Annotated in this window: 21 protein-coding genes, 1 tRNA gene and 1 pseudogene; 5 read left to right on the top strand and 18 right to left on the bottom strand. The window is 70.2% G+C overall.

Features of this window, described 5'->3' with window-relative positions; genetic code table 11:
• A partial coding sequence (locus M1E25_RS14695) for a response regulator transcription factor (protein WP_251415349.1) occupies positions 1-605 on the top strand: 605 nt, incomplete at its 5' end.
• A gap of 106 nt (positions 606-711) precedes the next feature.
• On the opposite strand, the gene M1E25_RS14690 is transcribed toward M1E25_RS14695, so the two are convergent.
• The 15 genes from M1E25_RS14690 to M1E25_RS14625 form a co-directional block, all read right to left on the bottom strand.
• A complete protein-coding gene (locus tag M1E25_RS14690) occupies positions 712-2355 on the bottom strand; it encodes a long-chain fatty acid--CoA ligase (protein WP_251415346.1) in 1644 nt (547 codons plus the stop codon).
• 181 nt (positions 2356-2536) lie between these two features.
• Positions 2537-3568 carry a glycoside hydrolase domain-containing protein gene (locus M1E25_RS14685; RefSeq protein ID WP_251415343.1) on the bottom strand — a complete coding sequence of 344 codons (1032 nt, stop codon included), beginning with the start codon at positions 3566-3568 and terminating at the stop codon, positions 2537-2539.
• Positions 3569-3750: 182 nt separating this feature from the next.
• Positions 3751-4560: a maleate cis-trans isomerase family protein gene (locus M1E25_RS14680; RefSeq protein ID WP_251415341.1), complete on the bottom strand. Its 810-nt coding sequence runs from the start codon at positions 4558-4560 to the stop codon at positions 3751-3753.
• Positions 4560-6011: an MFS transporter gene (locus M1E25_RS14675; protein ID WP_251415339.1), complete on the bottom strand. Its 1452-nt coding sequence runs from the start codon at positions 6009-6011 to the stop codon at positions 4560-4562. Before M1E25_RS14675 ends, M1E25_RS14680 begins: the two co-directional genes overlap by 1 nt.
• 57 nt (positions 6012-6068) lie before the next feature.
• The gene (locus tag M1E25_RS14670) at positions 6069-6803 is read right to left on the bottom strand and encodes an HAD family hydrolase (protein ID WP_251415337.1); all 735 of its coding nucleotides are present in this window, start codon (positions 6801-6803) and stop codon (positions 6069-6071) included.
• Positions 6800-7759, bottom strand: a complete 960-nt coding sequence (locus M1E25_RS14665) for a pseudouridine-5'-phosphate glycosidase (protein ID WP_251415335.1) — start codon at positions 7757-7759, stop codon at positions 6800-6802. The genes M1E25_RS14670 and M1E25_RS14665 overlap by 4 nt, the downstream gene beginning before the upstream one ends.
• Positions 7760-7811: 52 nt before the next feature.
• Positions 7812-8531: a transglutaminase-like domain-containing protein gene (locus tag M1E25_RS14660; protein WP_251415333.1), complete on the bottom strand. Its 720-nt coding sequence runs from the start codon at positions 8529-8531 to the stop codon at positions 7812-7814.
• Positions 8532-8558: 27 nt separating this feature from the next.
• Positions 8559-9701, bottom strand: coding sequence for an acyl-CoA dehydrogenase family protein (locus M1E25_RS14655; protein WP_251415331.1), 1143 nt, complete (start codon positions 9699-9701; stop codon positions 8559-8561).
• Between the two features lie 79 nt (positions 9702-9780).
• The gene (locus M1E25_RS14650; protein WP_251415329.1) at positions 9781-10152 is read right to left on the bottom strand and encodes an ectoine synthase; all 372 of its coding nucleotides are present in this window, start codon (positions 10150-10152) and stop codon (positions 9781-9783) included.
• A 99-nt stretch (positions 10153-10251) separates the two neighbouring features.
• Complete coding sequence (locus M1E25_RS14645; protein WP_251415327.1) at positions 10252-10509, bottom strand: phosphopantetheine-binding protein; 258 nt, start codon at positions 10507-10509, stop codon at positions 10252-10254.
• Positions 10510-10512: 3 nt separating this feature from the next.
• Positions 10513-12033 carry an AMP-binding protein gene (locus tag M1E25_RS14640; RefSeq protein WP_251415324.1) on the bottom strand — a complete coding sequence of 507 codons (1521 nt, stop codon included), beginning with the start codon at positions 12031-12033 and terminating at the stop codon, positions 10513-10515.
• 1125 nt (positions 12034-13158) lie between these two features.
• Positions 13159-13236 carry a 50S ribosomal protein bL37 gene (locus M1E25_RS25915; protein ID WP_370443954.1) on the bottom strand — a complete coding sequence of 26 codons (78 nt, stop codon included), beginning with the start codon at positions 13234-13236 and terminating at the stop codon, positions 13159-13161.
• A gap of 118 nt (positions 13237-13354) precedes the next feature.
• A complete protein-coding gene (locus M1E25_RS14635) occupies positions 13355-14083 on the bottom strand; it encodes a GNAT family N-acetyltransferase (RefSeq protein WP_251415321.1) in 729 nt (242 codons plus the stop codon).
• A gap of 298 nt (positions 14084-14381) precedes the next feature.
• Positions 14382-15251, bottom strand: a complete 870-nt coding sequence (locus M1E25_RS14630; RefSeq protein WP_251415318.1) for a glycerophosphodiester phosphodiesterase — start codon at positions 15249-15251, stop codon at positions 14382-14384.
• Between the two features lie 618 nt (positions 15252-15869).
• A complete protein-coding gene (locus M1E25_RS14625) occupies positions 15870-16202 on the bottom strand; it encodes a hypothetical protein (RefSeq protein WP_251415315.1) in 333 nt (110 codons plus the stop codon).
• A 446-nt stretch (positions 16203-16648) separates the two neighbouring features.
• Here M1E25_RS14625 and M1E25_RS14620 point away from each other — a divergent pair, with 446 nt between their 5' ends.
• The gene (locus M1E25_RS14620) at positions 16649-16963 is read left to right on the top strand and encodes a hypothetical protein (protein ID WP_251415313.1); all 315 of its coding nucleotides are present in this window, start codon (positions 16649-16651) and stop codon (positions 16961-16963) included.
• Positions 16964-18605: 1642 nt separating this feature from the next.
• Here M1E25_RS14620 and M1E25_RS14610 read toward each other — a convergent pair.
• Both M1E25_RS14610 and M1E25_RS14605 read right to left on the bottom strand, forming a co-directional pair.
• Positions 18606-18692, bottom strand: a tRNA-Ser gene (locus tag M1E25_RS14610).
• 57 nt (positions 18693-18749) lie between these two features.
• Positions 18750-20366, bottom strand: a complete 1617-nt coding sequence (locus tag M1E25_RS14605) for a S1C family serine protease (RefSeq protein WP_251415310.1) — start codon at positions 20364-20366, stop codon at positions 18750-18752.
• A 206-nt stretch (positions 20367-20572) separates the two neighbouring features.
• Between M1E25_RS14605 and M1E25_RS14600 the strand changes: the two genes are divergently transcribed.
• The 3 genes and pseudogenes from M1E25_RS14600 to M1E25_RS14590 all read left to right on the top strand — a co-directional run bounded on the left by M1E25_RS14600 (position 20573) and on the right by M1E25_RS14590 (position 23379).
• The gene (locus tag M1E25_RS14600; RefSeq protein ID WP_251415307.1) at positions 20573-21427 is read left to right on the top strand and encodes a glycerophosphodiester phosphodiesterase family protein; all 855 of its coding nucleotides are present in this window, start codon (positions 20573-20575) and stop codon (positions 21425-21427) included.
• Positions 21428-21461: 34 nt separating this feature from the next.
• Positions 21462-22102, top strand: a pseudogene (locus M1E25_RS14595) (ATP-binding protein).
• A gap of 308 nt (positions 22103-22410) precedes the next feature.
• Positions 22411-23379, top strand: a complete 969-nt coding sequence (locus M1E25_RS14590; RefSeq protein ID WP_251415305.1) for a DUF5926 family protein — start codon at positions 22411-22413, stop codon at positions 23377-23379.
• Positions 23380-23620: 241 nt separating this feature from the next.
• Here M1E25_RS14590 and M1E25_RS14585 read toward each other — a convergent pair whose 3' ends face one another.
• On the bottom strand, positions 23621-24205 hold the full coding sequence (locus M1E25_RS14585; RefSeq protein ID WP_251415303.1) for a hypothetical protein: 585 nt from the start codon (positions 24203-24205) through the stop codon (positions 23621-23623).
• Positions 24206-24306: the final 101 nt, after the last annotated feature.

The raw sequence follows: 24306 nt of genomic DNA, 5'->3' as shown, positions 1-24306 counted from the left end.
AGGTCGACGCCCAGATCGCGGCCTGTCCGACCGCGCTGTTCGTCGACCCCCTGACCGGGCCGATCACGCGTACCGCGCTGCAGTCGCTGCGCGGCGCCGCCGTCGCCGCGGAGATTCCCGTGCTGGTGACCGCCGGCCTCGGGCTGGCGACGCGGGAGAACGCCTACGGCGCCGACCCGGCCGTGCTGCTGAAGGCACTCGCCCCGCGGGACAGCGAGCAGCACCCGCCTCGGGTGCTGCTGATCGAGCCCGACAACGACATCGCCGGCGCGCTGACGAATGCCCTGGAGCGGCGCGGTATGCAGGTCGCGCGGGCCGCCGGGGACGCCGATGCGGTGACGCTGGCCTACCAGACGCAACCCAACCTGGTGGTGATGGACCTCGTGCAGGTGCAGCGGCAACGAGCCGGCACGGTCGACTGGCTGCGCGGCAACGGTCTGCTGAACCGGACACCCCTGGTCGTCTACACCTCGTCGGGGATCGACCGGGCGGAGCTGCCGCGGCTGCGGTCGGGCGAGACCACGCTGTTCGTCGCGGAGCGCTCCACGAGCGACGACGTGCAGGAGCGGATCGTCGACCTGCTGTCGAAGATCGGCACCAACTGAGCCCTCCACCAGGGCTGTTCCCGCCCGGACGGGCTTGCGCTCCTCCGGGCGGGCCGGTGCCCCTGCCGTCCGGACCGTCGGCAGCGGCACCGCGGCCCGTCGGCCCTCAGAGCTCGCTGACGTCCAGTGCTCCCTCCGCGTACTGTCGCCGCAGCACCTTCTTGTCGAACTTGCCGACGCTCGTCTTCGGCACCGCCTCGATGACGCTCCACCGCTCGGGCACCTGCCAACGGGCGACCCGCTCGGCGAGGAAGGCGCGCAGTTCCTCGTAGTCGGCTCCCTTGCCGTCCTTGAGGACGACGGTGGCCAGCGGCCGTTCGCCCCACTTGTCGTCGGGCACCGCCACTACCGCCGCCTCCGCGACGTCGGGGTGGGCCATCAGATGGTTCTCCAGCTCGACCGAGGAGATCCACTCGCCGCCGGACTTGATGACGTCCTTCGCCCGGTCGGTGAGAGTGAGGTAGCCGTCCGGGGTGATCCTGCCGACGTCACCCGTGCGCAGCCAGCCGTCCTCGCTGAACTTGTCCTCGGGACGCAGCAACGATCCGTCCGCGCCGCCGTAGTAGGCGCCGGCGATCCACGGCCCGCGGACCTCGAGCTCGCCGGTGCTCTCGCCGTCCCACGGCATGATCTCGCCGGAGGGGCCGGCCAGCCGGGCTTCGACGGAGGCCGGGAAGCGGCCCTGGCTGATCCGGTAGGGCCACTCCTCCTCCTCGGTGAGTCCGCCCGGCGGATGGGCGAGCGAGCCGAGCGGCGAGGTCTCGGTCATGCCCCAGGCGTGCACGACGCGGATACCGTGGGCGTCGAAGGCCTTCATCATCGCGGGCGGGCATGCCGAGCCGCCGATGACGACGGTGTGCAGCGACTCCGTGTCCCGTCCTCCGGCGTCGAGCTCGGCGAGCACGCCCTGCCAGATGGTCGGGACGGCGGCCGCCACGGTGGGCCTCTCGGTCTCGATCATCTCGACCAGCGGGGCGGGCTGGAGGAAGCGGTCGGGCATCAGCATCGAGGTGCCGGCCATGAACGCGGCGTGCGGAATGCCCCAGGAGTTCACGTGAAACATGGGGACGACCGGCAGCACGCTGTCGGCGGACGACAGCCCGAAGGACTCCGCACTGAGGACCTGCATCGAGTGCAGGTACACCGAACGGTGGCTGTAGGTGACGCCCTTGGGGTCGCCGGTGGTGCCGGAGGTGTAGCAGAGTGCGGCTGCCTCCCGCTCGTCGATGTCGGGCCAGTCGAAACCGGTGGGGCGGCCGGCCAGCAACTGCTCGTAGTCGTGCACGCGGGCACGGCAGTCCTTGAGAAGACCGGTGTCGCCCGGTCCGGAGACGACGACGTGTTCGACCGATTCGAGCCGGGGGAGCAGCGGGGCGAGCAGGGGGAGCAGCGATCCGTCGACGACGACGACCCGGTCCGCGGCATGGTTCACGATCCAGCAGAGCTGGTCCGCGGGCAGCCGGAGGTTGAGCGTGTGGAGGACGGCGCCCATGGAGGGTATTGCGAGGTATGCCTCGAGGTGTTCCGAGTTGTTCCACATCAGAGTGGCGACCCGCTGATCGCCGGCCACCCCGAGTTCGTCGCGCAGCGCGTGCGCCAACTGTGCGGCGCGGGTGCCGATCTGGGCGAAGCTGCGGCGCTCGGGGCCGCTCTCGGTCCAGGTCGTGACGGCCGAGCCCCCGTGCACGGTCGATCCGTGGCGGAGGATGCGGCTCACGGTCAGCGGTACGTCCTGCATGGTCGAGTACACCGGGCGCCTCCGGGGTGAGGGGTGCGTGCCCTGGCGATTCTCACTGCGTACCGCGCGGTATGTCACTACCCCCGGGGACATCGCCTGCGCCGGGCCGGCGGGGTCCGCTGGCCTGTCGGGCCCGGGACGTACCGTTGCCGGCCCGGCGCACGAGGAGGCGGCGGGCGTCGGTTCGCGACGGTCAGCCGACGGGGGCGCCTGCGCCGGTGGCCGCATTCCGGGGGGCAGATGTGGCACCGGCCGGCTTCTTGCCGTCGGCAGGTGCGCTGCGCTCGGTGGACTGGCTGCCGCCGGCGGGCGCACCGGGGTCGAACACCGCGTTCCGGTCGGCGGACGTGTCACTGTCGACCACCGCGTTCCGGTCGGCGGAGTCACTGCTGTCGACGACAGCCACGGGCGCGTCCACCATGTTGCGGTCGATCGTGATCTCCACCCCGCCGTACTCCTCGGTGACGTTGCCCGCGTACTGATGGATGCGGCGGTGCGGCTGCCAGGCCGTGGAGCCGAGCGACGGCTCGTCGTCCACCGAGGGGGCCACCTTCCAGCGCGCGAACCACATCACGTCGGGGAGGCCCTTGACGCCGCTCAGCCGGGCGCTCTCCATGTGGCGGATCCCGGAATCGGCGCTGCTGTAGAAGCCGGGAAGATAGCCCTGCCGCCGGACCTCGTCGCTCCAGGCGCGGACGAACGTGAGGGTGGTGTCCGCGCAGGCGCCGTCCGCGACGTCGTACGCCTCCATGTCGAGGTAGATCGCGCTGTTCTTCTTCATGCCGAGGGCTGCGGCGCTGCTGACGGCGTCCGTGCCCTCGTCGCTGCCGGCCGCTTCGGGGTCCCCGGTGATCGGAACGTGCTTCTTGTGTTCGCCGTGGACACAGGGCGCCTGGGAACCCACGTAGATCGGCAGCACCTTCCAGTCCGATGCGGTCACGGTCCGGACCCACTCGGGGGTCAGGTCGGGCTGCTCCTTGCAGGCCCGGCCACGCCCCCCGACGTAGACGCCGACGGCCCGGTAGGGGGAGCTGTCCCAGGCCTTCATCGAGCTGAGGGAGGGGGTGACACAGGTGTCGAAACCCCAACCGGTGAAGACCTGCGGTCCGGCGGCCCGTGGTTCGTCCTTCGCTGCGGCGGGGACACCGAGCCAGGTGCCCAGCAGTGAGGCGAGGGCCACCGCAAGCGCGACGACGTATCGGATGATTTTCGTTCGTCGTTCCATACGGTGAATCAAATGGGTCAGCCCTGCACCCCGACGGGCGGACACGCGGGGGCGTCAGCCGTCTGCCCCAGCGATGGGCCCGGATGTCCCAGCACGCGCCGGCACCGGCCTCACCGGGGACAGCGCGCACCGGGGACACGCCGCGCGGGCCGCCCCGGTCGTCGCCCGGGGCGGCCCGCCTCTCACTCCGCTGCCAGGGGAAGCTCCAGCAGACGCCCGCACGGAGACGGGAACCCGCTCACCCGGGAACCCACGCTGCGCAGCCCGTACCACAGGCACGCCTGGTTGGAGGTGATCACGGGAACCCCGAGCTCCTTCTCCAAGGGGACGACCGCCTCCTGCGCGCGGAAGCCGCTGCCCGGTATCAGCACACCGTCCACCCCGTCGGGGAACCCCTCGGAGACCTGGCGGCACACCTCCTCCCCCCGGACCACCCAACGGGCGCCCTCGTCGAAGGAGTTGTACCGCTTGACGTCCTTCCACTCGTCACCGAGATCGAACTGCATCATGCCGCCGCACTCCACCCCGACCTCGGCCAGGTACTTCTCCGTGGCCTCGAAGGTGGGCCGGGTGAACCACGGCGGCATCACGACCAGCGGACGGCGCACCGCAGCGGACCTCAGCGCGGCGGTGATCGCCATCGCGGCGGTGAACACCGGGACACCGTGCGCGTGGCTTCGTGCCCGCTCGACGAACTCCTCGTCGAAGGCGACGCCGCCGAAGAAGCTGCTCGAGCCGAAGCACAGCCCGATGCTGTCGGCGCCCAACTGGCCCAGGTGGTCCAGTCCCCGGCTCACGTCGGGCGCCTCCACGAAGGCCTGAGCCGCGCTGCCGACGTACTCACCGTCGTGCGGGCGCGGGCACTCGAACCGAGCCGCGTGCACCGACACGCCCACGGGCGCCACGTCGTTCATCTCGATCTCGGGAACCGGGTCGTTGTGGATGACCAGAATGCCGATCCGCGGCGCCTCACCGCGCTCCGTCCCGGGCATTACGCCTCCCCCTTCACGGTGGTCGCGGTCACCTGGGCGTCCGCAAGGTTCCCCTCGGCCTGCACCTGCGTGTCACCGGCGCGGGAGAAACCCGTCCAGGCCAGCACGGCCCCGGCGACCGCGACCACCGCAGCGAGCAGGAAACCCATCATGAAGCGGTCCAGGTCCGGGGCGGGGCCGAGCACCAGCACCAGGCACGCGACGCCGAGCGCGCCGCCCGCGTACTGGGTGGTGGTCATGAGGGCGCCCGCGACGCCCTGGTTGTCGTCGGCCACGTCCCGGGTACCGCCGACGAACATGCTCGTGTACGTCATGCCGTGCCCGATGCCGCTGACGACGAGTCCGGGCAGCATGCCGGCGACGTAGCCGTCCGCGTTGATCTGGAGCCCGAGCAGGGCCAGACCCGTCGCGCCGATGAGGAACGCGAGCGTGAGGGTGCGGCGCACTCCGAGCGGGCCGATCAACCGCCCGGCGATCATGTTTCCCAGGGTGATGCAGACCGGCAGCGGCAGGAAGGCGATGCCTGCCTCCAGGGGACCGAAGCCCCGCTGCTGCTGGAGGAGCAGGGTCACCAGGTAGAACTCCGTGGCCGCAACGCTGGCCATGTACAGCGCCGAGGAGCCGCAGCCGGCGAGCAGGGTACGGGTCGTGCGCAGTGCGGGCTCGACCAGTGGTTGCGCGCTGCTCCGCTCGCGGAGCACGAACAGCACGAGGAACACGGCCGCCACGGCGAAGGAGACGAGGGTCACCGGGTGACCCCAGCCGGAGTCCGCCGCCATGGTCAGGCCCAGGGTGGTGCTCAGCACCGTCCCGGTGCACAGGACGGCGCTGAGCACGTTCAGCCGGACCACGGCCCTGCCCTCACGGGCCCTGGGCAGCACCTTCGGCGCGGCCAGCATGCAGACCAGCGCGAACGGCAGATTGACGAAGAAGGTCCAGCGCCAGGACACCGTGGTCAGCAGGCCGCCGATGACGACACCGGCCGCCAGCCCGCTGGCTCCCACCGTGCCCCACACCGCCAGGGCCCGGGTCCGCGCAGCACCTGCCGGGAACGTGGTGTTGACCAGTGCCAGGATCGCAGGCTGCATGGTTGCCGCCGCCACGCCCTGTGCCGCGCGTGCCACAAGCAGCAGGGACGCCTCGCCGGCGAAGCCGCCCACGAGGGAGGCGATGCCGAACAGCAGCAGCGCCGCGACGAACATGTTGCGTGCCCCGAGCCGGTCGGCCACCCGGCCGCCGACCACCAGGAAGCCGGCGAAGAACACCGCGTAAGCACTGACCACCCACTGCATGGCGCTCTCGGAGAGCCTCAGGTCGGAGCCCATGCTGGGGAGCGCCACGAAGATGACCGAGAAGTCCAGAGCGATGAGGAACTGGGCCGCGGACAGCGTCGCCAGGCCTCCCATGGCCCGCTTGCTCTGCATCGCGTCCGCGATGGTTGGTGTTGCCATGTCCGGTAACCGCCTTTTTCGTATTGTTCGTGCTCGGGCCGTGGTCCGGCCCGTGGATCAGAGGGTGGGCCGGCCTTCGAGAACCGTTGCGCCGCCGACGGCACCGGCGGGCGACTGGGCACGCTCCGGGGCCGTGAGCCTGCCGAGGATCGCCTCCAGACCGTCCACGGAGTCGGTGACGTGGTGTGCTCCTGCGTCCGCGAGCTGTGCGTGCGTCGCCACCCCGTAGGTCACGCCGACGGCGGTCATGCCTGCCGAGCGGGCCATGCGCATGTCGTCGACCGCGTCGCCCACCACCACGCAGCACGCGGGGTCGCTGTCGAGACGTTCGGCCGCGAGCAGCGCAAGGTCCGGGTGCGGCTTGCCGCGAGCGGCCATGCCGTGGCAGATCACTGCGTCGAAGTCGTCCCGCAGTCCGGCGGGACGCAGGATCTCCTCGGCGCTGGCCTGGATCTTGCTGGTCACCACGGCCAGGGGGTACCCGCCGTCGCGCAGCCGCGAGAGCAGGTGTGGAACTCCGGGAAACACCAGGTCCGCAGCGCCGGGCACCACCTTCTCGCGGAAGACCACGCGGAAGCGTTCCACGGCATGGGCCGTCTCCGCGTGGTCCTCGGGAAGGTCCAGCAGGGTGGAGAACACCGCCGCCAGCGGGCGGCCGACGGTGGCACGGATCGCTTCCTCCGGAGGCAGCGGCCGACCGGATTCGACGATCACGTCGCGCAGCACCCGCACGATGCCGCGCGGGGTGTCCAGCAGTGTGCCGTCGAGGTCGAAGAGGACACAGGTGTTCACCGCGCGCTCCCTTCGCGGGCGGCCGCCTCCACCGCCATCTCGACCGCGAAGCGGCCGGCGAGTGCGGTGGTGGAGAGGAGAACGGAGCGATTTGCCGCGGCCGTGCGCCCCTCGGTGGCGGCGGATATCGCCTTCAGCAGGTAAGGGGTGACTGCCGGTCCGGAGACGCCGTCCTCCTCGGCCTTCCGTGCCGCAGCGGCCAGGGCCTCCTCGACGGTCTCCGAGGGGATGCCGTCCTCCTCGGCGATGGGGTGCGTGACGAGGACCGAGCCCTGGTTGCCGGTGCGCCAGTGCTCGAGGACCGCCCTCGACATCTGCCGCAGGTCGTCGATCCGGTGAGGGTTGCGCACGCCACTGGAGACGCTGAAGTAGGCGGGGAAGTCGTCGCACCGGTAGCCGATCACCGGGACACCCGCGGTCTCCAGCCACTCCAGGGTCAGACGCAGATCGAGCACCGACTTGGCACCCGCACACACGACGGCGGCACGGCTGCGGGTGAACTGCACGAGGTCCGCCGAAATGTCGAAGCTGTACGTGGCGCCCCGGTGCACGCCCCCGATCCCGGCCACCGAGAACACCGGTATACCGGCGAGTTCGGCGCCCACCATGGACGCGGAGACCGTCGTCGCACCGGCTCCTCCGCTCGCGAGGAGCACCCCCATGTCCCGGGTGCTGGCCTTGGGGATCGACGAGTCGCCTGCGAACCGCTCGAGGTGGTCCTGCGTCATTCCCACGAGGAAACGTCCGTCGAGAATGGCGACGCGGGCGGGCACGGCACCGGAGTCACGAATGGCCTTGTCGATGTCGAGGGCCGACTCCAGGTTGCCCGGGTAGGGGAATCCGTTGGGGATGGCCGAGGACTCGAGCGCGACGACCGCGCGTCGTTCGTGCAGGGCTTCGGCCACTTCTTCGTCGATCTGCAGGATGTCGTTGTCCTGGCGGCTGGTCACTGCCACGTCTGCTCCCTCGAAGAGTTCTCGCATGCTGGTGTTCGGTTCGGACGGTCGCTCAGATGCCGGATCCGGCCTCCTTCGCGAGGGACCCTCCGGAGACCGTTCCGGCCCCCTCGAGAAAGCGCGGGTGCGAGCGCCGCATGCGCTCCATGACGAAGTCGTAGGGGAGGTCGTCGAATTCCCCGTGCTCCTTCAGGAACTCCATGTGCGCCGCTTTCTCACCGTCCCGGTAGGGGTGGTGGAGGCTGTCGGCGGAACCGTCGAATTCCAGCGGGCGCATGCCGTAGAGCCGGCACAGCAGCTTGTTGAACACCGGTGTGGCCCGCGTCCAGCGGCCGTTGACGTGCACCGAGGTCAGCGCATGGAAGAAGACGTCACCGCCGATCAGTTCCTTGAGACGCTCCGACGCGAGGTGGTTGCGCACGTCGGCGAAGACGATCCGGCTGGGCACGCCCACGGCTCGCACGGCCGAGGCGAAGAGGATGGACTTGTGGACGCAGAAGCCCTGCCCGGCCCGCAGGATGGCGCTGGAGCGCAGGCCTTCCCGGGACAGGTCGGCGCCGTACACCTCGTAGAACAGCCCGTCGCGGACCGCGTAGTAGAGGTCGACGGTCTTCTGCACCGCGTCGGCGTTCCTGTCCTTCACGGACCTGTCGACGAAGGCCAGTATCTCGGGTGACGTGTGGTCGAAGAACTCGGTGGCACGCAGGACCGGTTCGAGGTCCGGATCCCCGGTGGCAGCACTCCCCGCGCTCGAGGCGTTCTCGGCATTCATCCCCATACTCCGTTTTCAGTGGGTCGCTCACAGGCCGAGCATGGCCGCGATGCGGGTGCGCTGGATCTCGGATGTGCCGGAGTAGATCGTTCCGGCGAGGGCGTTGCGCAAGTCCTTCTCCAGCCCGTACTCGGCCATGTAGCCGTAACCGCCGAAGATCTGGACCGCCGACAGGGCGCCGGCCACGTTTCCCTCACTGGTGAGGAGCTTCGTGACGGCCATGTCGGTGGTCACGTCCTCATTCCGGGTGACCTTCTCCGCCGTGTCGTACAGCCACTTCGCCGACGTCTCGACGGCGATCTTCATGTCCACGATGCGGTTGGCCACGGACTGGTTCGTGCCGATGCTCCGGCCGAACTGCTGCCGTTCGTTGGCGTACTGCACGCACCGGGCGAGGCGGTGGCGCATCTCGCCGAGGTTGATGACGAAGGAGCAGAGGATCTCCCACTTCATGACGTGGTCCAGGATCAGGAACCCCGCCCCGGCGGAACCGATCATGTGGCCGGCCGGGACCCGGCAGTCGTCGAGGAAGACCTCGCACAGCGGGGACGTCCGCAGGCCCATCTTGGAAATGGGCTCTCCGAGGGTCAGCCCCGGTGTGCCGCGCTCCACGACGAACGTGCTGAGTGCGGCCGGGCCGGCCTGGCGGCCGGTCCGGGCGTAGACGACGAACAGGTCGGCCACCGGACCGTTGCTGATGAAGATCTTGCTTCCGTTGAGGACGTAGTCGTCCCCGTCCCGGACCGCGGAGGTCCTCATGTTCATGGCGTCGGAGCCGTGGTCCGGCTCGGTGATCGCGTGCGCTCCGATGGCCGTTCCGTCGCAGACGGACGGCAGGAAGCGGGCCTTCAACTCCTTGGACGCGAAGCGCTGCAGGGGGACGCCGGCGCTCACCATGTGGGTCGAGACGGAGAAGTTCAGACCGCCGTCCCGGCAACCCTCGCCAAGCGCCTCGAGCACGTGCATGGTGGTGGGCAGGTCCTGTCCCAGCCCGCCCCACTCCTCACCGAACGGGAGCCGCAGGAGGTCCGTCTTCCGGATGATCTCCCACTTCTCCCGGGGGAACTCCGCCCTGCCGTCCCAGGCGACATGGTCTTCACTGAGTGCTTCGCACCAGGCCAGCAGACCCTTGCGGAACTGCTGAGCCTCCTCGCTACGGCCCCTCACCACGGGCCCCTCTCTCCTTGGTCGGACACGGACACCGAAGGCCGTGGTGGTGTGCCACGGCCGGCCGGCGGACCGCACGGGGTCAGTAGCGGGAGTAGCCGTCCCCGGAGAGGTTGTGCGCCTCGTCGCCGCGTAACGCGGGCGAGAAGACGCAGACCAGTCTCAAGTCCTCCTCGGACGCTGCCAGTTCGTGGGCGTCGTGCTGGTCCAGGGCGTACAGGGTCCCCGGCGTGATCTCGTGCTTCACGCCCTCCTGCGTGACCACGTAGCCGCGGCCGGATATGCAGTAGCAGGCTTCCAGGTGACGCTCGTACCTCAGGTTGGACGACGTGCCGGCGCGCACGACGGTGTCGGTCACGCTGTAGCCCAAGCCGTCCGACTCGAGCAGGAAACGCCGGCTGAGGCCGTTGCCCCAGTCAACGGTCTTCACGTCGTCGATCTTGCGAATGATCACGGTGTCGTCCTCTCCGTACGGCAGCCGGTCACGGGTGCCATGACGTGCGGTGGGTATGTGCTGCGGCTGCGCCCGGACGTCCGAGCGAACCTGGTGCCCTCAGGCGGCCGCCGGGTCCTTCGCCTCGACGACGAACGCGCGAATGGCGGCCACCGAGCGGAAGTTGTCCGGTGAGAGGGGCACCTCGTCCATCGGGATCTCGTAGGTGTCACTCACCCAGGAGATGAGGCGGAGGAGCCGGAGGCTGTCGACGATCCCGCTGTCGATCAGGTCCAGATCGTCCTCGAGCTGGTCGGGGGTGATGTCCGTGATGAAGTTGTCGACCAGCCATGTCTTCAGGGGCAGGGTCGAGTTCATGAGTCATCCCTTCACGTGGCGGAGGTTGGCGATGAGCTTGCGATCGGGCTTTCCCGTGGACGTGCGTGGGAACGGTTCGTCGGTGATCGTGAACGAGCTCGGGATGGAGGTACGCGGCAGCCGTTCGGACAGGTGCCGCCGCAGGTCCAGGCTGTTGAGCCGGCTGTCTCGAGGCCGTTCCACCAGGGCGTGCAGACGCACCCCGGCCTCGGTGTCGGGAATCGCGACGACGACCGCTTCCCGCACCTCGGGATGCCGGGCCAGGACTCGTTCGACCTCCTGCAGGTTGGTGCGAACACCCCGCACCTTCACCTGGAAGTCGTTGCGGCCCTCCAGCGTGAGCGTGCCGTCCGCGGCACGGGTGACCACATCGCCGGTGCGGTAGAAGGGGGCCGGCGCACCGGCACGCGGGACGAACCGGTCGGCGGTGAGGCCGGGGTCGAGATAGCCGCTGGTCTGGAAGGGGGTCGAGACCAGGAGCTCTCCGGTGCCGGGCCCCTCGAGGTCCCGGCCGTACTCGTCGACGAGGACCGTGCGCACGCCCGGAAGCGGACGTCCCAGTGGCAGTCCCTTCCAGACCGCTGCGTCGGCCATGCCGGCGGCGGCCGAGGCGACGTCCGCGTCGGTGATCCGGTGCAGCAGGCTGTCATTGGTCTCGGTGCAGCCGTAGAGGTTGTACAGACGGGCGCCCGGCAGGCCGCGGCGGATGCGCACCAGGAGGTCCGCCATGGTGCTGTCACCGGTGATGACCGCGTGCTCGAGGCGTACGGGCAGCCGGTCGCCCCTGCTGACCGAGGCCTCGGTCAGCAGCCGGAACAGCATCGGCACCGACTGCACGAGATGCACCCGGGTGCGCTCGATCAGGTCGAGGAGATACCCGGCATCGGTCGAACGATCGGCGGGGACCAGGGCCACGGAGCCGCCGACCGCCAGGGTCGTCCACACGTCGAGGAGCGACAGGTCGAAGTTGAGAGGGGCGTACGAGAGCACGGTACGGCCGGGGGCGATGTCGAAGGCATCGGCGGCCCAGTCCGTGAAGCGGTCCTGGGCGGCGCGGAGAATCGGAACGATCTTGGGTATGCCGGTGGAGCCCGACGTCGTCAGAAAGAGGAGGCTGTTCTCCGGTCCGGGAGGCTCGGCCGTCGGCGTTCTGCCCGGAACGACACTGCGGGCCGCCGCGGTGGAGCCGTCGCCCGGGGCCAGGAAGAGGATCTGCGAACAGCCGGCGCGACGGGCCAGCTCCTGGACGACCTGCTCGCCGAGGCCCGCCGAGGGCAGGAGCACTTGACGACCGGCCCCGAACAGGGCGAGGAGAAGCGCGACGGCATCCGGCGTCTTGTGCACGGTGACGCACACCGGCCGGTCGCGGTCGGGGAGTAATCGGTCGATCTCCTGGCTGAGCTCCGTGGTTCGGACGTGTAGTTGGCGGTACGTGATGCGCTCTTCGCCGAACCACAACGCCGTGGACTCGGGAGACTCCTGAGCACGACGCGACACCGATGCGCAGACTCTGTTCGTGGGCATGACAGATCTCCCCGTGGTGGAACCCGGCACGAAGGCAGGGCGTAGCGCGTGGCGGAACTCCGGACTGGGCGGAAGTGCGAGGCGGTGGCCGGGCGCCGGGAACGAGCGAGCCGGCAGGCGGCCTCAGGAAAGGCATCCGGGCATGGGGGCACGCCCGCCCGTGGACGCGGGCCGGGCCCCGGACTGTCGGATCAACCGGACCGCGCAGGGCCTCTGCGCAGTCCGGATCCCCGACGATGCGGTCCCGCGGTGGGCGGGCCGGGCCCGCGCGCAGCATCGGCAACCATGACGTTCCTCCCGTGGTGCGATGTGGTGCTCAAGGTGTGCAGAACAGCGCAGAACCACGAGCGCACGGCGGGACGCGCTCGACCTGACGAGACGTCGGCTCACGTGGCACTCACGCAGCCGATGACGGCGGTAACGCTAAGTGGGCGGAGATTCGAGCGTCAACGACCGGCCGGGGAATGGCCGAATCTCAGAAGGCGGCCCGTCGGCACGGAGCGGCAGCTCCTCGACGGGGCGACGCCCGGGGCACGAGCGGCTCCCGGGTGCCGGCGGCCGGCCACGCCGCTCGCCGCCCGGCGCGCAGGCCCGGGGACGCCTTGGCACGTCAACCTGCTTGTTCCCCTATTCGCCTCCGTCCGACAGCGATGTCATGCATCTGAGCGCATTCACCGTGATAAGGCGATCTTCCCTGACAGAATCCGCTGTTCACGTTTTCCGCGAGCAAGCGGATGTTCTTCTTTCATTCAGTGGAAACTTCGCGCCGGGGGTCGTACGCATCCATGAGGTCGGACTTTCGGCGTCCGGAGGCGAGGAAGGTCCAGCAGTACGGAATCGGCCACTCCGCGGGCGACCGAGGCGGACCGCCCGCCGCGCCGCGCGCCGGCGACCGGCCCCTCGGAGGAGTGGCCCCTCGACCCAGGCTTCGAACGGCCTCGGGCGCGGCGTGCGCGGTCGTTGCAGGCGGCGGCACGGGGTTCCCGGGCCAACCCGGGCCCCGCGACGCCGAAACGCCGGCCCCGGGACCGGTGAACGGTCCCTGAGGCCGGCGTCAGCGGACGGCATCCGGTGGCCGGCGACCCTCCGCGTTCCGGGCCCGACCCTCGCGGGCGTGCCCGTCGCTCAGGACTGGGGCCGGCTGCCGTGGTTGGCCCCGTTCTTGCGCCTGGCCTTCTTCTTGCGGCGCCGCTTCGACGACATGCCGTCTCCTCTCTCTGCGAGCTCCGCGCCGGGTTGATGCTGGTTTGCTGCGCTGTCCGCCCGGCCTCTTCGGGACCGCTACCCAGCCACGGGGGCACTATCCGTCGGCCTCCGTGAATCACCTCACGGAGGGGACGCCCCGCCCCGCCGTCACGTCCGCGGGAACGCGCACCGCGCGGAACGAGATGCCCCGCCGCAACCGGAAGCCGAGGGCCTCGTAGAGCCGGATCGCCGCGGTGTTGTCCGCGGCGGCGTGCAGAAACGGTGTCTCACCACGCTCGCGGACACCGGCCGCCACGGCACGGATCAGCCGGGTGGCCAGCCCCAGGCCGCGATGGGAGTCGTCGGTGCAGACGGCGCTGATCTCCGTGTGACCGGGCACGCGGAACCGCTCGCCGGCCATGGCCACGAGCCTCCCGCCTCGACGGATGCCCAGGTAGGTGCCCATCTCGATGGTGCGCGGCAGGAACGGACCGGGACGGGTGCGCTCGACGAGGGCGAGGACCTCCGGTAGGTCGGACCGGCCGAGACGCACCGCCTCCGGGTCCCGCTCACCCGCCACGTCGTTCCCGACGAGCTGAACCCCTTCGACGTCGAAGGTCACCTCCCAGCCGGCCGGTGGCGGCTCCTCGGCACCGGCGGTCATGACCTTGCCGCCGACGCCCACCAGCGCAGCCGCGTCCGCCCAGTCGGCGGCCTCCGGGTCCTGGGGCATGGCGAGGAAGGGGGTCACGTCCGCCGGGTAGCACAGCAACCGGCCGCGCCGCCGCGCGAAGAGGGCGTGCGGGCCGGTGAGGGCGGCGCGCACCGGTTCGTCCAGGGGGTGCGGGGTGCTGCTGGGGCTCATGCGGGGACCATCCTGTCCACCCCTGGGGGTGATGACCGGGACAACGCCGGTGTTCTCGTACGACGTGGTCCAGGCTGTCACGGCCGGCGGGGTGGGGGCGTCCGGTCCCGGACGTGAGGTGAGCGGGAACCGGGGGCCGGCGGATGCGGGACGGGGGATGCCGGCCGTCTCGCCCGACCCGACGCCGCGCCCCGGCGGAACGGGCTCCGCTCCCGGTGCTGCCGGGGGACGGGCCACACCCGGCAGCCGTCCGTACGACAGCCGCCGGGCGAGGAGCCGGACGCCGCGAGCGGATTGCCTAGCGCTCGGTCGCGTCGCGGACCGTGTCGGGGGTGTTGGTGATGATGCCGTCCACCCCCATGTCCGCGAGCCGGGCCGCAGTCGAGACGTCGTTGACGGTCCAGGTGAACAGCTCGAACGGCTTGCCGTGGACGCCCTTCACCGCATGCACGGCATCGACGTAGTCCGGGGTGACCGATCCGTGGTTCGGATTGATCTGGTCGCTGAACTCGGCGTACTTCGGCAGATCGGCCACGGCGGGGGTGCCGAGGAATCCGGTCTTCACGTCCGAGCGCAGAGTGTGCACGGTCCTCACGCTGTCGGCGTTGAAGCTCTGGACGATCAGCTTCCTGCTGACGTGGGTGCGGTTCAGCCAGCCCTCGCGCTTCAGCTCGTCGAGAGTCTGGAGCTCGATGCCGGGGTAGAGCTCGGGGGCCTTGAGCTCCAGCAGCAGCCGCTGGTCGTTGTCCTCCACCTCGTCGAGGTACTGCTCGAGCGTCGGCACCCGCTCGTTCCGGTACTCGGCGGAGAACCAGCTGCCCGCGTCGAGCTTCTTGATCTCGGCGAGGGTGAAGTCGGAGACCTTCCAGGGGGCACGGTCGGGGAACACGTCCTCGACGTTCGTGGTGCGCGTGAGGTTGGTGTCGTGCATGACGACGAGCTCGCCGTCCTTGGTGCGCTGGACGTCGTTCTCCACCCAGGTGATGCCCAGGTCGTCCGCCTTGTCGACGGCCGCCAGAGTGTTCTCCGGCGCGTAGGCGGAGGCACCGCGGTGGGCGACGACCACCGGCTCGTCGTGCTGGGCGGCCTGGGCGACGGGAGCAGACAGGCCTATGGCCGAGAGCCCCAGGAGCGTGCCGATCGTGGCTGCGACGGGACATGTGTGCACGTGGACTCCTTGGTCGGTCAGCGGTTGCCGACCGACCATGACAGTCCACCCCGAACAGCGGAAAGACCGCCGGGTGGACGGGAGTTGAACGATTCGGCGCATGTGACGGATGGGCGCCGGGGGACCAACGGTTCCTCCGGCCGCCGACCGCCGGATCCCCGGCCGGCAAGACCGCACGGCACCGGCCGGGAAGCGGTGCGCACCGGAGGACCGCGGGCCAGCCGTCGCGCCGGCGACGAACTCCCGCCGCTCACCGCACGATTCCACTCGGCGGCCGGCACGGAACCCGTGCTGTCACGAACCTCTCGGCCGGGCAGGCCGCCGACCAGCGGCCCTGGCGGTGGACACGTTCGGCACGGACTCGCCCAGCGCGAAGAGCAACGGTTCACTCGCGTCACGCAGGAAGATCGCTGCCGGCCACAGGGCTGCAGGCCCTCCCGACGCTTCCGTGGCGCGGCGCGGACGCGGTACCGACGGAGCACGCCGTGCGCGCCGCCCGCACCAGCCTGTCGATGCGCCGGTGCGGGCCGCGATCACCCGAGGTGAATACCTGGTGAGATATGCCTCCACCGCGCATTCACCGAATCCACGCGCAAGTGGAATGCGATGTGTTTCAGGTCACGCCTTGCGGATTCGCGCAGCGATGCCGTGCCCGAGGAACAGGTAAACAATCGCAGGCAGGCCGTAGTTGAGTGCGAAGCGCAGGTGCTCGTCCTCCATGGTGAAAATGTCCTGCGACCAGCCCGCGAGCCAGTTGGCCATGCCCTCGATGAACTGCACGAAAACGTTCGCGTGGTTGGCGTCGAGGAGGTACAGAACGATCCACAGGCCCAGAATTGCGGCGGCGATGTCGGCGAGCGTGTGGACGATCACGGCCGTCCGGTTCGTCGCCGACTGCCCCCCGTCCGGGTGCGGGTGTTCGGCGTAGGCCGGCTCAGGGGTGTAACTCATGGCATTCCAATCTCAAGTGTGCGAATCGCCTGGCGGGGCGGCCCGGAGCAGTCCCGGAGGGGCCTGCCTCGCTTCTCCCGGGAAGCCACCCGTCCGCCCCGTCGGTGATCACCGTGAGCGGCGGCAGGAATCACTGGGGCGACTTCCTGCCCATATTCACATCTGCGCGCTGCGCCGGGAAACCGTTACGTGATCGCCCATTCGCCGCCGGAACCTGCGTTGCGGAATATTCACACCTGATTCACCGGACTGGTGTGACACACGTCCCGGGTACAGACGCTTAAGAAAGAACGGCTGCCACCGACACGGCCGTTCACGGGGCGGAGGGGCTTCGCCCCTCTCACTGCTCCGCCCTCAGCAGCGAGGGGTCGAGCGTGCGCTCGGCGGCCGAGCTCTGAGACGGATCGACAAGCTCGTGCCCGACACCGAAGGGGAAGCGCTTCACCATGGCACCACACGACGGCGGCTACGCGCCCATTTACGAGCGCCTCGTCGGCGAACAGGGCGACGTGCCCGCCCAGGCCCGCCAAGCTGCCGAAGCGGTACAGCGATCGGCCCAGGCACTGGACATCAACGGCCTGTCACACCCACAACCGGACCCGTACTCCCCGTACCCACCGCCGGCCGTCGCCCCGCACCAGCACACTCACGAAACGGCCGCCCCTCACCCCCAGGGCCCGCCGGAGCAGCCGGTGGACCCGTCCCCGCGCTCCCGGCAGGAAGACGCCGCGCAGGGACCGGGCTCCTCGTGGTTCCAATGAGCCGTTGCGCACCGGTCCGCAGCGGGATGCCGTCGGCCCGGAGCGGGACGGCGGGATGAGAAGGGGTGCCCCCGGTGGGGGCACCCCTTCGTCCCGGCGGAGGCGCCCGCCCCCGGTGCGTGCAGTCGACCTCGAAACCGCCGATCAGGAACCCTGTTCGAACGGGCGACGTAGCGCGTTACGAACTTCTCTGCATCATCCCGGCTCGCTCCTGCCTCCGTCCCGCTCCCCCCGGCTCCGCCGGTCGCACGGCTGAAGCGAGCAGCTTGCGTCAGAGAAGGGGGCCAGCCGCGACGCCCCTCGCAGACGTGCCCTACTCACTTCGGCACGCAGGAGTGTCCCTGCGGATCAAATCCGGCGTGGACCCTGTCGAGGTTTCGCCCGCCGGGCCGGCCACAGCATCGTCGTGCTGTTTCGCTCTTACGCCAAGATCCTTCGAGGCGCGCAGGAGAACTCCAACAGGCTGATCTCGGAGGAGCTGAGCAGGGACAAGTGACCGGGCGCTGGCAGAACGCTGAGCGGTTTCTGAGCGAGAGCGGCCCCGTGGGCCGGTGAGAGCCAACGGGGCGCGCTTCTCTACAGGTTTGTGGGGTGCCTCCTTGGAGGAAACCCTCCGCCTCGAGGCGCAGGGGCCCCAACTCAGGTCAAGGACGGCGACGATGAAGGGCGCGGACACCAAGGTCGTACGCCATCGACCCGAGAACGAGGATGACCAAGGGCCATACCAGACGAGAGTCGGCAGGAACGGCGCCTGTCATTAGGCCGGCCCCGACCGAGCCACTGCTGAGAACGGCAGTCGCCGATGTGGCGCCAGGAAGGCGTACATACATGCCACGACCGTGTCGGTGATTCGTACTCATCAGGCACCGTCCCGTGCCTGGGTCGTCTTCAAGTCAGCAAGGAGGGCTGCTGCGAGAGGCCCCTCCATCCATGAGCCAACCTGCGGCGGTAGGCAGAACTTGATTAACTGCTTTGCTACGCTCACAACGGAGTCTCCATTCTGGCGATTGAGGATTCCAATGACTGGCGGTGGCGTCCGCTGGTCATAACGGCCGGGTGCTCAGCACCCGGCCGATTCGCTGACTGACAGCGCAGCGAATCTGAGAAATCAGTCGGTTCGAGATAGTTCATGCCTCCCGACCCCCACCTGTTCCCGCTGCTGAGATCATTCACGATCGAACCCTGTTTTGAACAGGAAAGGGGGTTTCCTATACTCTGAGTCAGGAGTTCCACTTCATGATTTGAGCTGCACGTATGACTCACAGTGATAGCTAAAAAATCTTGTGAATTGACCCTTGCGGCTTGGCATTTCGCCGCGCCCCGGTGATGACGCCTACGCCCAGCTCGCATTGGTTTCGGGCAACGTCACTGTCCACCGCTGCTTCGCGGGGGCCATCCTGGCCACCGCGTTAACGCAGTCGGCTGCTGTCGACTGACCGGCTTACCGACGGCGCCCTCTGATCAGCGCTTGCGAACGCGGTCCATGCCGCAAGCAGGAACGAGCGCATCTTGGCCCACGGCTGGCCCACACGCACTGGTCAACGGCGGGATACGGCCGACCCAGGGTGAGACAGCGTGCACGCAGAAGGGGTGCCTCCCAGCGGGAGGCACCCCTTCTGAACAGCTACTTCGCCGGCCTGGGCGGAGGGTGTGGGATTTGAACCCACGGTGACGTCGCCGCCACGACGGTTTTCAAGACCGTTCCCTTAGGCCGCTCGGGCAACCCTCCCCGCGCCGTACGGACGATCGGTCGATCAGCCGCGCCGGCGCGGGGACCAGCCTAGCGTCAGCTGTCGCCCTTGCGCTGGCCCAGGGTGACGTCGACGGTCGCCGTCTTGCCGTTGCGCTCGTACGTGATCGTGACGCGGTCGCCCGGCTTGTGCGTCCAGATCTCGCTGATGAGGGTCGGGCCACTGTCCACGACCGTGTCGTCCAGCTTCTTGATCACGTCGCCCGGCTTCAGGCCGGCCTTGGCCGCCGGGCCGCCCGGCGTGACCGGCGCGCTGCCGCCGTTCCCGCTCTCGGCGATCCGGGCACCGTCGCCCTGCTGGCGCATGTCGACCTGGACGCCGATCACGGGGTACACCGGCTCGCCGGTCCTGATCAGGTTCTGGGCGACGCGCTTGGCCTGGTTGATCGGGATGGCGAAGCCGAGGCCGATGCTGCCGGACTGCTGCGACTCGCTGCCGAACCCGCCACCCGCCGACTGGATCGCCGAGTTGATGCCGATGACCGCGCCCTGAGCGTTGAGGAGCGGACCACCCGAGTTGCCCGGGTTGATCGACGCGTCCGTCTGGAGCGCGCTCATGTACGACGCGTTGTTGCTGCCGCCGTCGCTGGAGGCGACCGGCCGGTTCTTGGCGCTGATGATGCCGGTGGTGACGGTGCCCGCGAGCCCGAAGGGGGCCCCGATGGCGATGGTCGCGTCCCCGACCGCCACGTTCTTCTCCGAATCGCCCAGCGGGAGCGGCGCGAGCTCGGCGTCGGACGCGCCCTTCAGCTTGATCACGGCGACGTCGTAGCCCTGTGCCCGCCCGACGACCTCGGCGGCGTACTTCTTGCCGTTGGAGAACGTCGCGGTGAGCTTGCCCCCCTGGGCTGCGGAGGCGACGACGTGGTTGTTCGTGAGGATGTGGCCCTGCTTGTCGTAGACGAAGCCGGTGCCGGTCCCCCCGTCGCCCTGGCTGCCCTGGGCCTCGATCGTGACGACACTCGGCAGGGCGCGCTGCGCTATGCCTGCCACGGACTTCGGCGAGCGGTTCGCGGCCGCCGGATCACCGGACGAGGAAACCGTCGTGGACCCCACGCTGTTGCTGTTCTCCGCCGCCCAGTAGCCGACACCGCCGCCGACACCGCCGGCCACCAGGGCTGCGGCCAGCACGGCGGCGGCCACGGCGCCGACGCCCTTGCGCGGCGACGAGGAGGACGGCATGTGCCCGCCGCCCCAGCCTCCGGTCCCGCCGGACCCGTCACCGGGCGGAGGCGGCCAGTGCCCGCCGGCCGGGCCGCCCGTCGAGTAGGCCGGACCGGCGTGCGGTGGGTTCACGGGCGGCATCGGATGCCCGTGGTGCTGTGCCCCGGACGCCCCCGGCGCCCCGGATCCCGGGCGGTCGTCCGCCCCGGCGGACGCGTGGCCCACAGCAGCCGGGAGTTCCGCAGTCCGCTCGGCCGTGGGCGGCAGGGCGGGCGGGGGCAGCCGGTAGTCGTCACCACGGCCGGAGGACGACTCGCCGGTGGACGGCCTGCCCTCCGGCACGGGCGGCACGGGCCGTTCGGGCGACGCCTCCGCCCTGGCCGCGGAACCGGTGGCCGGTGCGCCGGACGGGGCTGCCTCAGGGGCCTCGGGGGCCCGCGACGGCTCCGGCCTCGGCGGAACGCCGCCGCCCTCGTTCTCGGTGCTCACAGCTCTCTCCTCAGATGCACGTGTTGAGTCTCGGCAACGTTCACAAGTGTCTGTCGCAAGCTTTTCCCATGCCGCGTCAGAGGACCGTAAGCAGCGGAACCGGCACGGACCGCCATCCTTTACCTCGGGCAAAACGGACGCATCCGCAGGATCGCGGTCCGCGTCCGCCCGAGCGACACCGCACGGGACGGTGGCACCATAACGCGGTGACCTCTGCACGCTCGGCCCGCGACGTCCGGCCGGGGCCCGTCCCCGTCTCCGTCGTGGCTCACCGCGGGTCTTCCCGGGACGCGCCGGAGCACACCTTGTCCGCTTATCGCAGAGCTGTCGAGGACGGCGCCGACGCCGTCGAATGCGATGTCCGGATGACCGCGGACGGTCACCTCGTGTGCGTCCACGACCGGCGGGTGAACCGCACGTCGAACGGACGGGGCGCCGTCTCCGCGCTCGAGCTGGCCGATCTGGCCGCCCTCGACTTCGGTTCGTGGCGGAAGTGGAAGCACCGGGCGGAGTCCCCGGAGTGGTACGGGACGGCGGACCCGGAGCGTGATCCGGAACTCACGTCGGTGCTCACCCTGGAGCGGCTGCTCGAATTCGTCGTCGACGCCGGCCGCCGTGTCGAGGTCGCCATCGAGACCAAGCGCCCTTCCCGCTGGGCGGGGGGCCAGGTCGAACGTCGCATCCAGTCGCTCCTGGGCCGCTTCGGACTGCTCGTCCCGCCCCCGGATGCTCCCCCGCAGGTGCGGGTGATGAGCTTCTCCGCCCGCTCGCTCGACCGGGTGCATCTGATGATGCCGCAGGTCCCGACCGTGTACCTGATGCAGTTCCTCTCCCCGCGGCTGCGGGACGGCCGGCTGCCCGCGGGTGCGCACATCGCCGGACCGAGCATCCGTCTCGTCCGGAACAACCCGGAGTACGTCGCCCGGGCGCACGCGGCCGGGCACGCCGTGCACGTCTGGACCGTCGACTCCGCCTCGGACGTCGACGTCTGTGTCCGGCTGGGGGTCGAGGCCGTCATCACCAACCGGCCCAGGCACGTGATCGCCCATCTCGGACGGTGACCGCACAGGCCTCCGGCCCCGGCCACGGCGGCGCGTGCCCCGCGGCCGGGCTCCGGCCGATCACGGTGCGTACCCGCGGGATCGGGGTGTCCGGTTTCCGGTGTCCCTGCCATGGGCATCCATCCCCTGGCGTGAGCTGAGGAGGTCTCGGGGGTGGCGTTCGTGGTGGCACGGGAAGTGCCGACGTCGTCGGTGATGGCCGTACCTCACGGTCCGGCGGGGGTCGGCGATGCGAGGCGCCGGATGCGCGACGGACTCCGCACGACGGGGGTCCCGGACGCGGTCGTGGACGACGCAGTTCTGGTCCTGTCCGAACTGCTCAGCAACGCGTACCGGCACGGCCGCCCGTTGAGCAGGGACGGCGGGTCCGACGACGCGGTCCGCGCCGCGTGGCGCATGGACGAGTACGGCCGGCTGACCGTGGAGGTGACGGACGGTGGCGGGCCCACCCGGCCGCGTCCGGCCACCCCGTCGGTGACGGCCCGCGGCGGCCGCGGCCTCAACATCATCAACGCCATCGCCGAGGACTGGGGCGTGCGTGACGGTTTCGGCGAGGTCACGGTCTGGGTGGTGCTCGTCGCGGGGAACCGGCCGAGCGCCTTCCCGGAGTCCCGTACGCGACTGGGAACCTACGAGTTCGCGGAACCACTCGACGAGTTCTCCGAGTTCCTCTGACCCCGACCCGCGGAGCACCCCGCGACGGCGGTGCGACGCGGCGGTCCCGGCCGGTCCGGAACAGCACGGGTGCCCGGGCGAACGGCTAGGGTTCGTTGTGAAAGTAGCGTCGTCCGCCCCTGGGCGGGGCCCGCGGCGTCTGGTGCGTGCAGCCGCAAGGCGGAGGATCGGCCTGTAGTGGGCCACTCGGACGAATCGGCAACGCAGCGGACGTGCGTGCCAGGCGCCGCCGGCCGGACGGGGACTTTCGGACAAGCCCCGGGCTCGGCGGCCGAGACGCACCGCCGCAACCGGGAGAAACCGACGCCATGGCCAAGAAGCGCACCCAGACGAAGGCCGCCAAGCCGTCCACAGGAACTGACGGGAACTATCCGGTCGTCGGCGCACGCGAGCCCTGCCCGTGCGGCTCCGGCCGCCGCTACAAGGCCTGCCACGGACGCGCTGCCGCCCACGCCGTCACGGAGCTCGTGCAGCGCCCGTTCGAGGGCCTGCCCGGTGAGTGCGACTGGGTCGCGCTGCGTGAACTGGTGCCCGCAGCCACGGTCGAGCTGACGCTGAAGGACGGGCTGCCCGAGGGCGTCCCCTCCGTCACGCTCGCCACCGTGCTGCCGATGGCCTGGCCCGGGCTGCGCCGGGACAACGGCGCCGTCGTGATCGGCCTTCAGAACGACACCGCCTCCGGTGACCTGAGCCGCGATCTCGCGGACATCCTGCGACGCGCCCTCGAGGCGGCCCCGGGCAGCCCCGTGACAGCCGAGCGCCCCGCCGCCGGCAGTCCCCGTCTGCAGGACCTGATCGACACGTCGGCGCCGTTTACCCCGGTGGTCCACGAGGGATTCGAGTTCTGGCTGGAGAGCCCGGAGAACAACACCCCCGAGGTCGCCGCCTCCCTGGAGCGTGCGAACGAGGCGGCGATCCCGACCGTGCGGCTCGGCTCCGTCGAGTCCGCGTACTGGTGCGAGACCCCGGAGAAGAACCACCTGCGCTGGGTCATGCCGCACCCCGAGGAGGAACTCCTCGACGCCCTCGCCCGGCTGCACGCCGCGGGTGCCTCGTCACTCGGCGACGGCACGCGGCTGGTCGGCTCGTTCCGTGCGCACGGTCTGATGGTTCCGGTGTGGGACCTGCCCACCGCGATGCGCGCGGGGGACGTCGAGAAACCGGCCGCGGAGTTCGCGGAGCGGCTCGCGGAGAGCCTGGCCGCAAAGACGCCCCTGACGCCCGCCGAGCGGCGCGCCCGCAGCGGTCTCACCAACCGTCAGGTCACGCTCAGCTGAGGGTGACGAAGTCGGAGGAGCGGCAAGTGATCTCCATCACAAGGTCCTTACTCCAGGGTAAATAACCGCCCGGATCTCCTCGATCGAATTTGCGAACAGCAGATCTCTTGTTACCGTTCTTGAAGCCCGGTCGCTGGTGCATCCCCCGTCGCCAGCGACCGGGTTCTTCCATGTCCGGACCGGTCCGGACGCCCTCGCGAACTCGTGGCCCGGCGCTGCGGAAACCGCCGCCCCGCCCGGCTCAGACGCCCGGTCCCCCGCCTGCACCGCTGCCCGTCCGCAGCAGCGAGCGCTGCCCGTCCGCCGACGCGAACTCCGCCACCGCCCCGTACGGTTCGGCCGCGCCGCCCCGCACGGTCGGCTCGCGGGGCGTGTCGCACACCCCCGGCTCGTCACCGGCGTCCAGCGAGCAGACCACCTGCACGTTCCGCCCGTCCGGGCCCATGAGCACGACGACGGCGTCCATGTCACGACCGGTGGCGTTGCGGTAGTAGGTGCGCCCCCACGTCCCACCACCGCCGCTGAGGACGCAGGTCTGCGCCTCCACCCCTTCGGGGGAGGCGAGTTCGGGACCGCAGACGGAGGTGGTCCGGGCGTCGTCGCCTGCCTCCGGGAGATTCAGCTCCGAGAGCAACCCGGTCGCGTCGCCGGCCACGGCCGGTCCCGCGGCCGGAGCGGCCGGCTGCGTCCCGGCAAGGGGCGACGGCTCCGGGCCGGCCGGGTTCGCGGTCGCCACGGCGATCGGGAGAACGACCGCGAGGGCGACCGCGCTCCCCAGTGCGACGGCGCGCAGTTTCGGCGCACGGGGATTCGACAGCCGCTCCATGGGACACCCACCTGCAATTCACTGGACGTGCTCGACGGTTGGGTGAACATATCGGGCCGCGCGTGACGGATCCGGCGCGCACACCCGTTTCCCGTACATCA

It is taken from the genome of Streptomyces meridianus (assembly GCF_023703325.1).
Taxonomy (GTDB): Bacteria; Actinomycetota; Actinomycetes; order Streptomycetales; family Streptomycetaceae; genus Streptomyces; species Streptomyces meridianus.
Note: the sequence above shows the minus strand (reverse complement) of the source record. Positions and strands in the feature narration are given on the sequence as shown.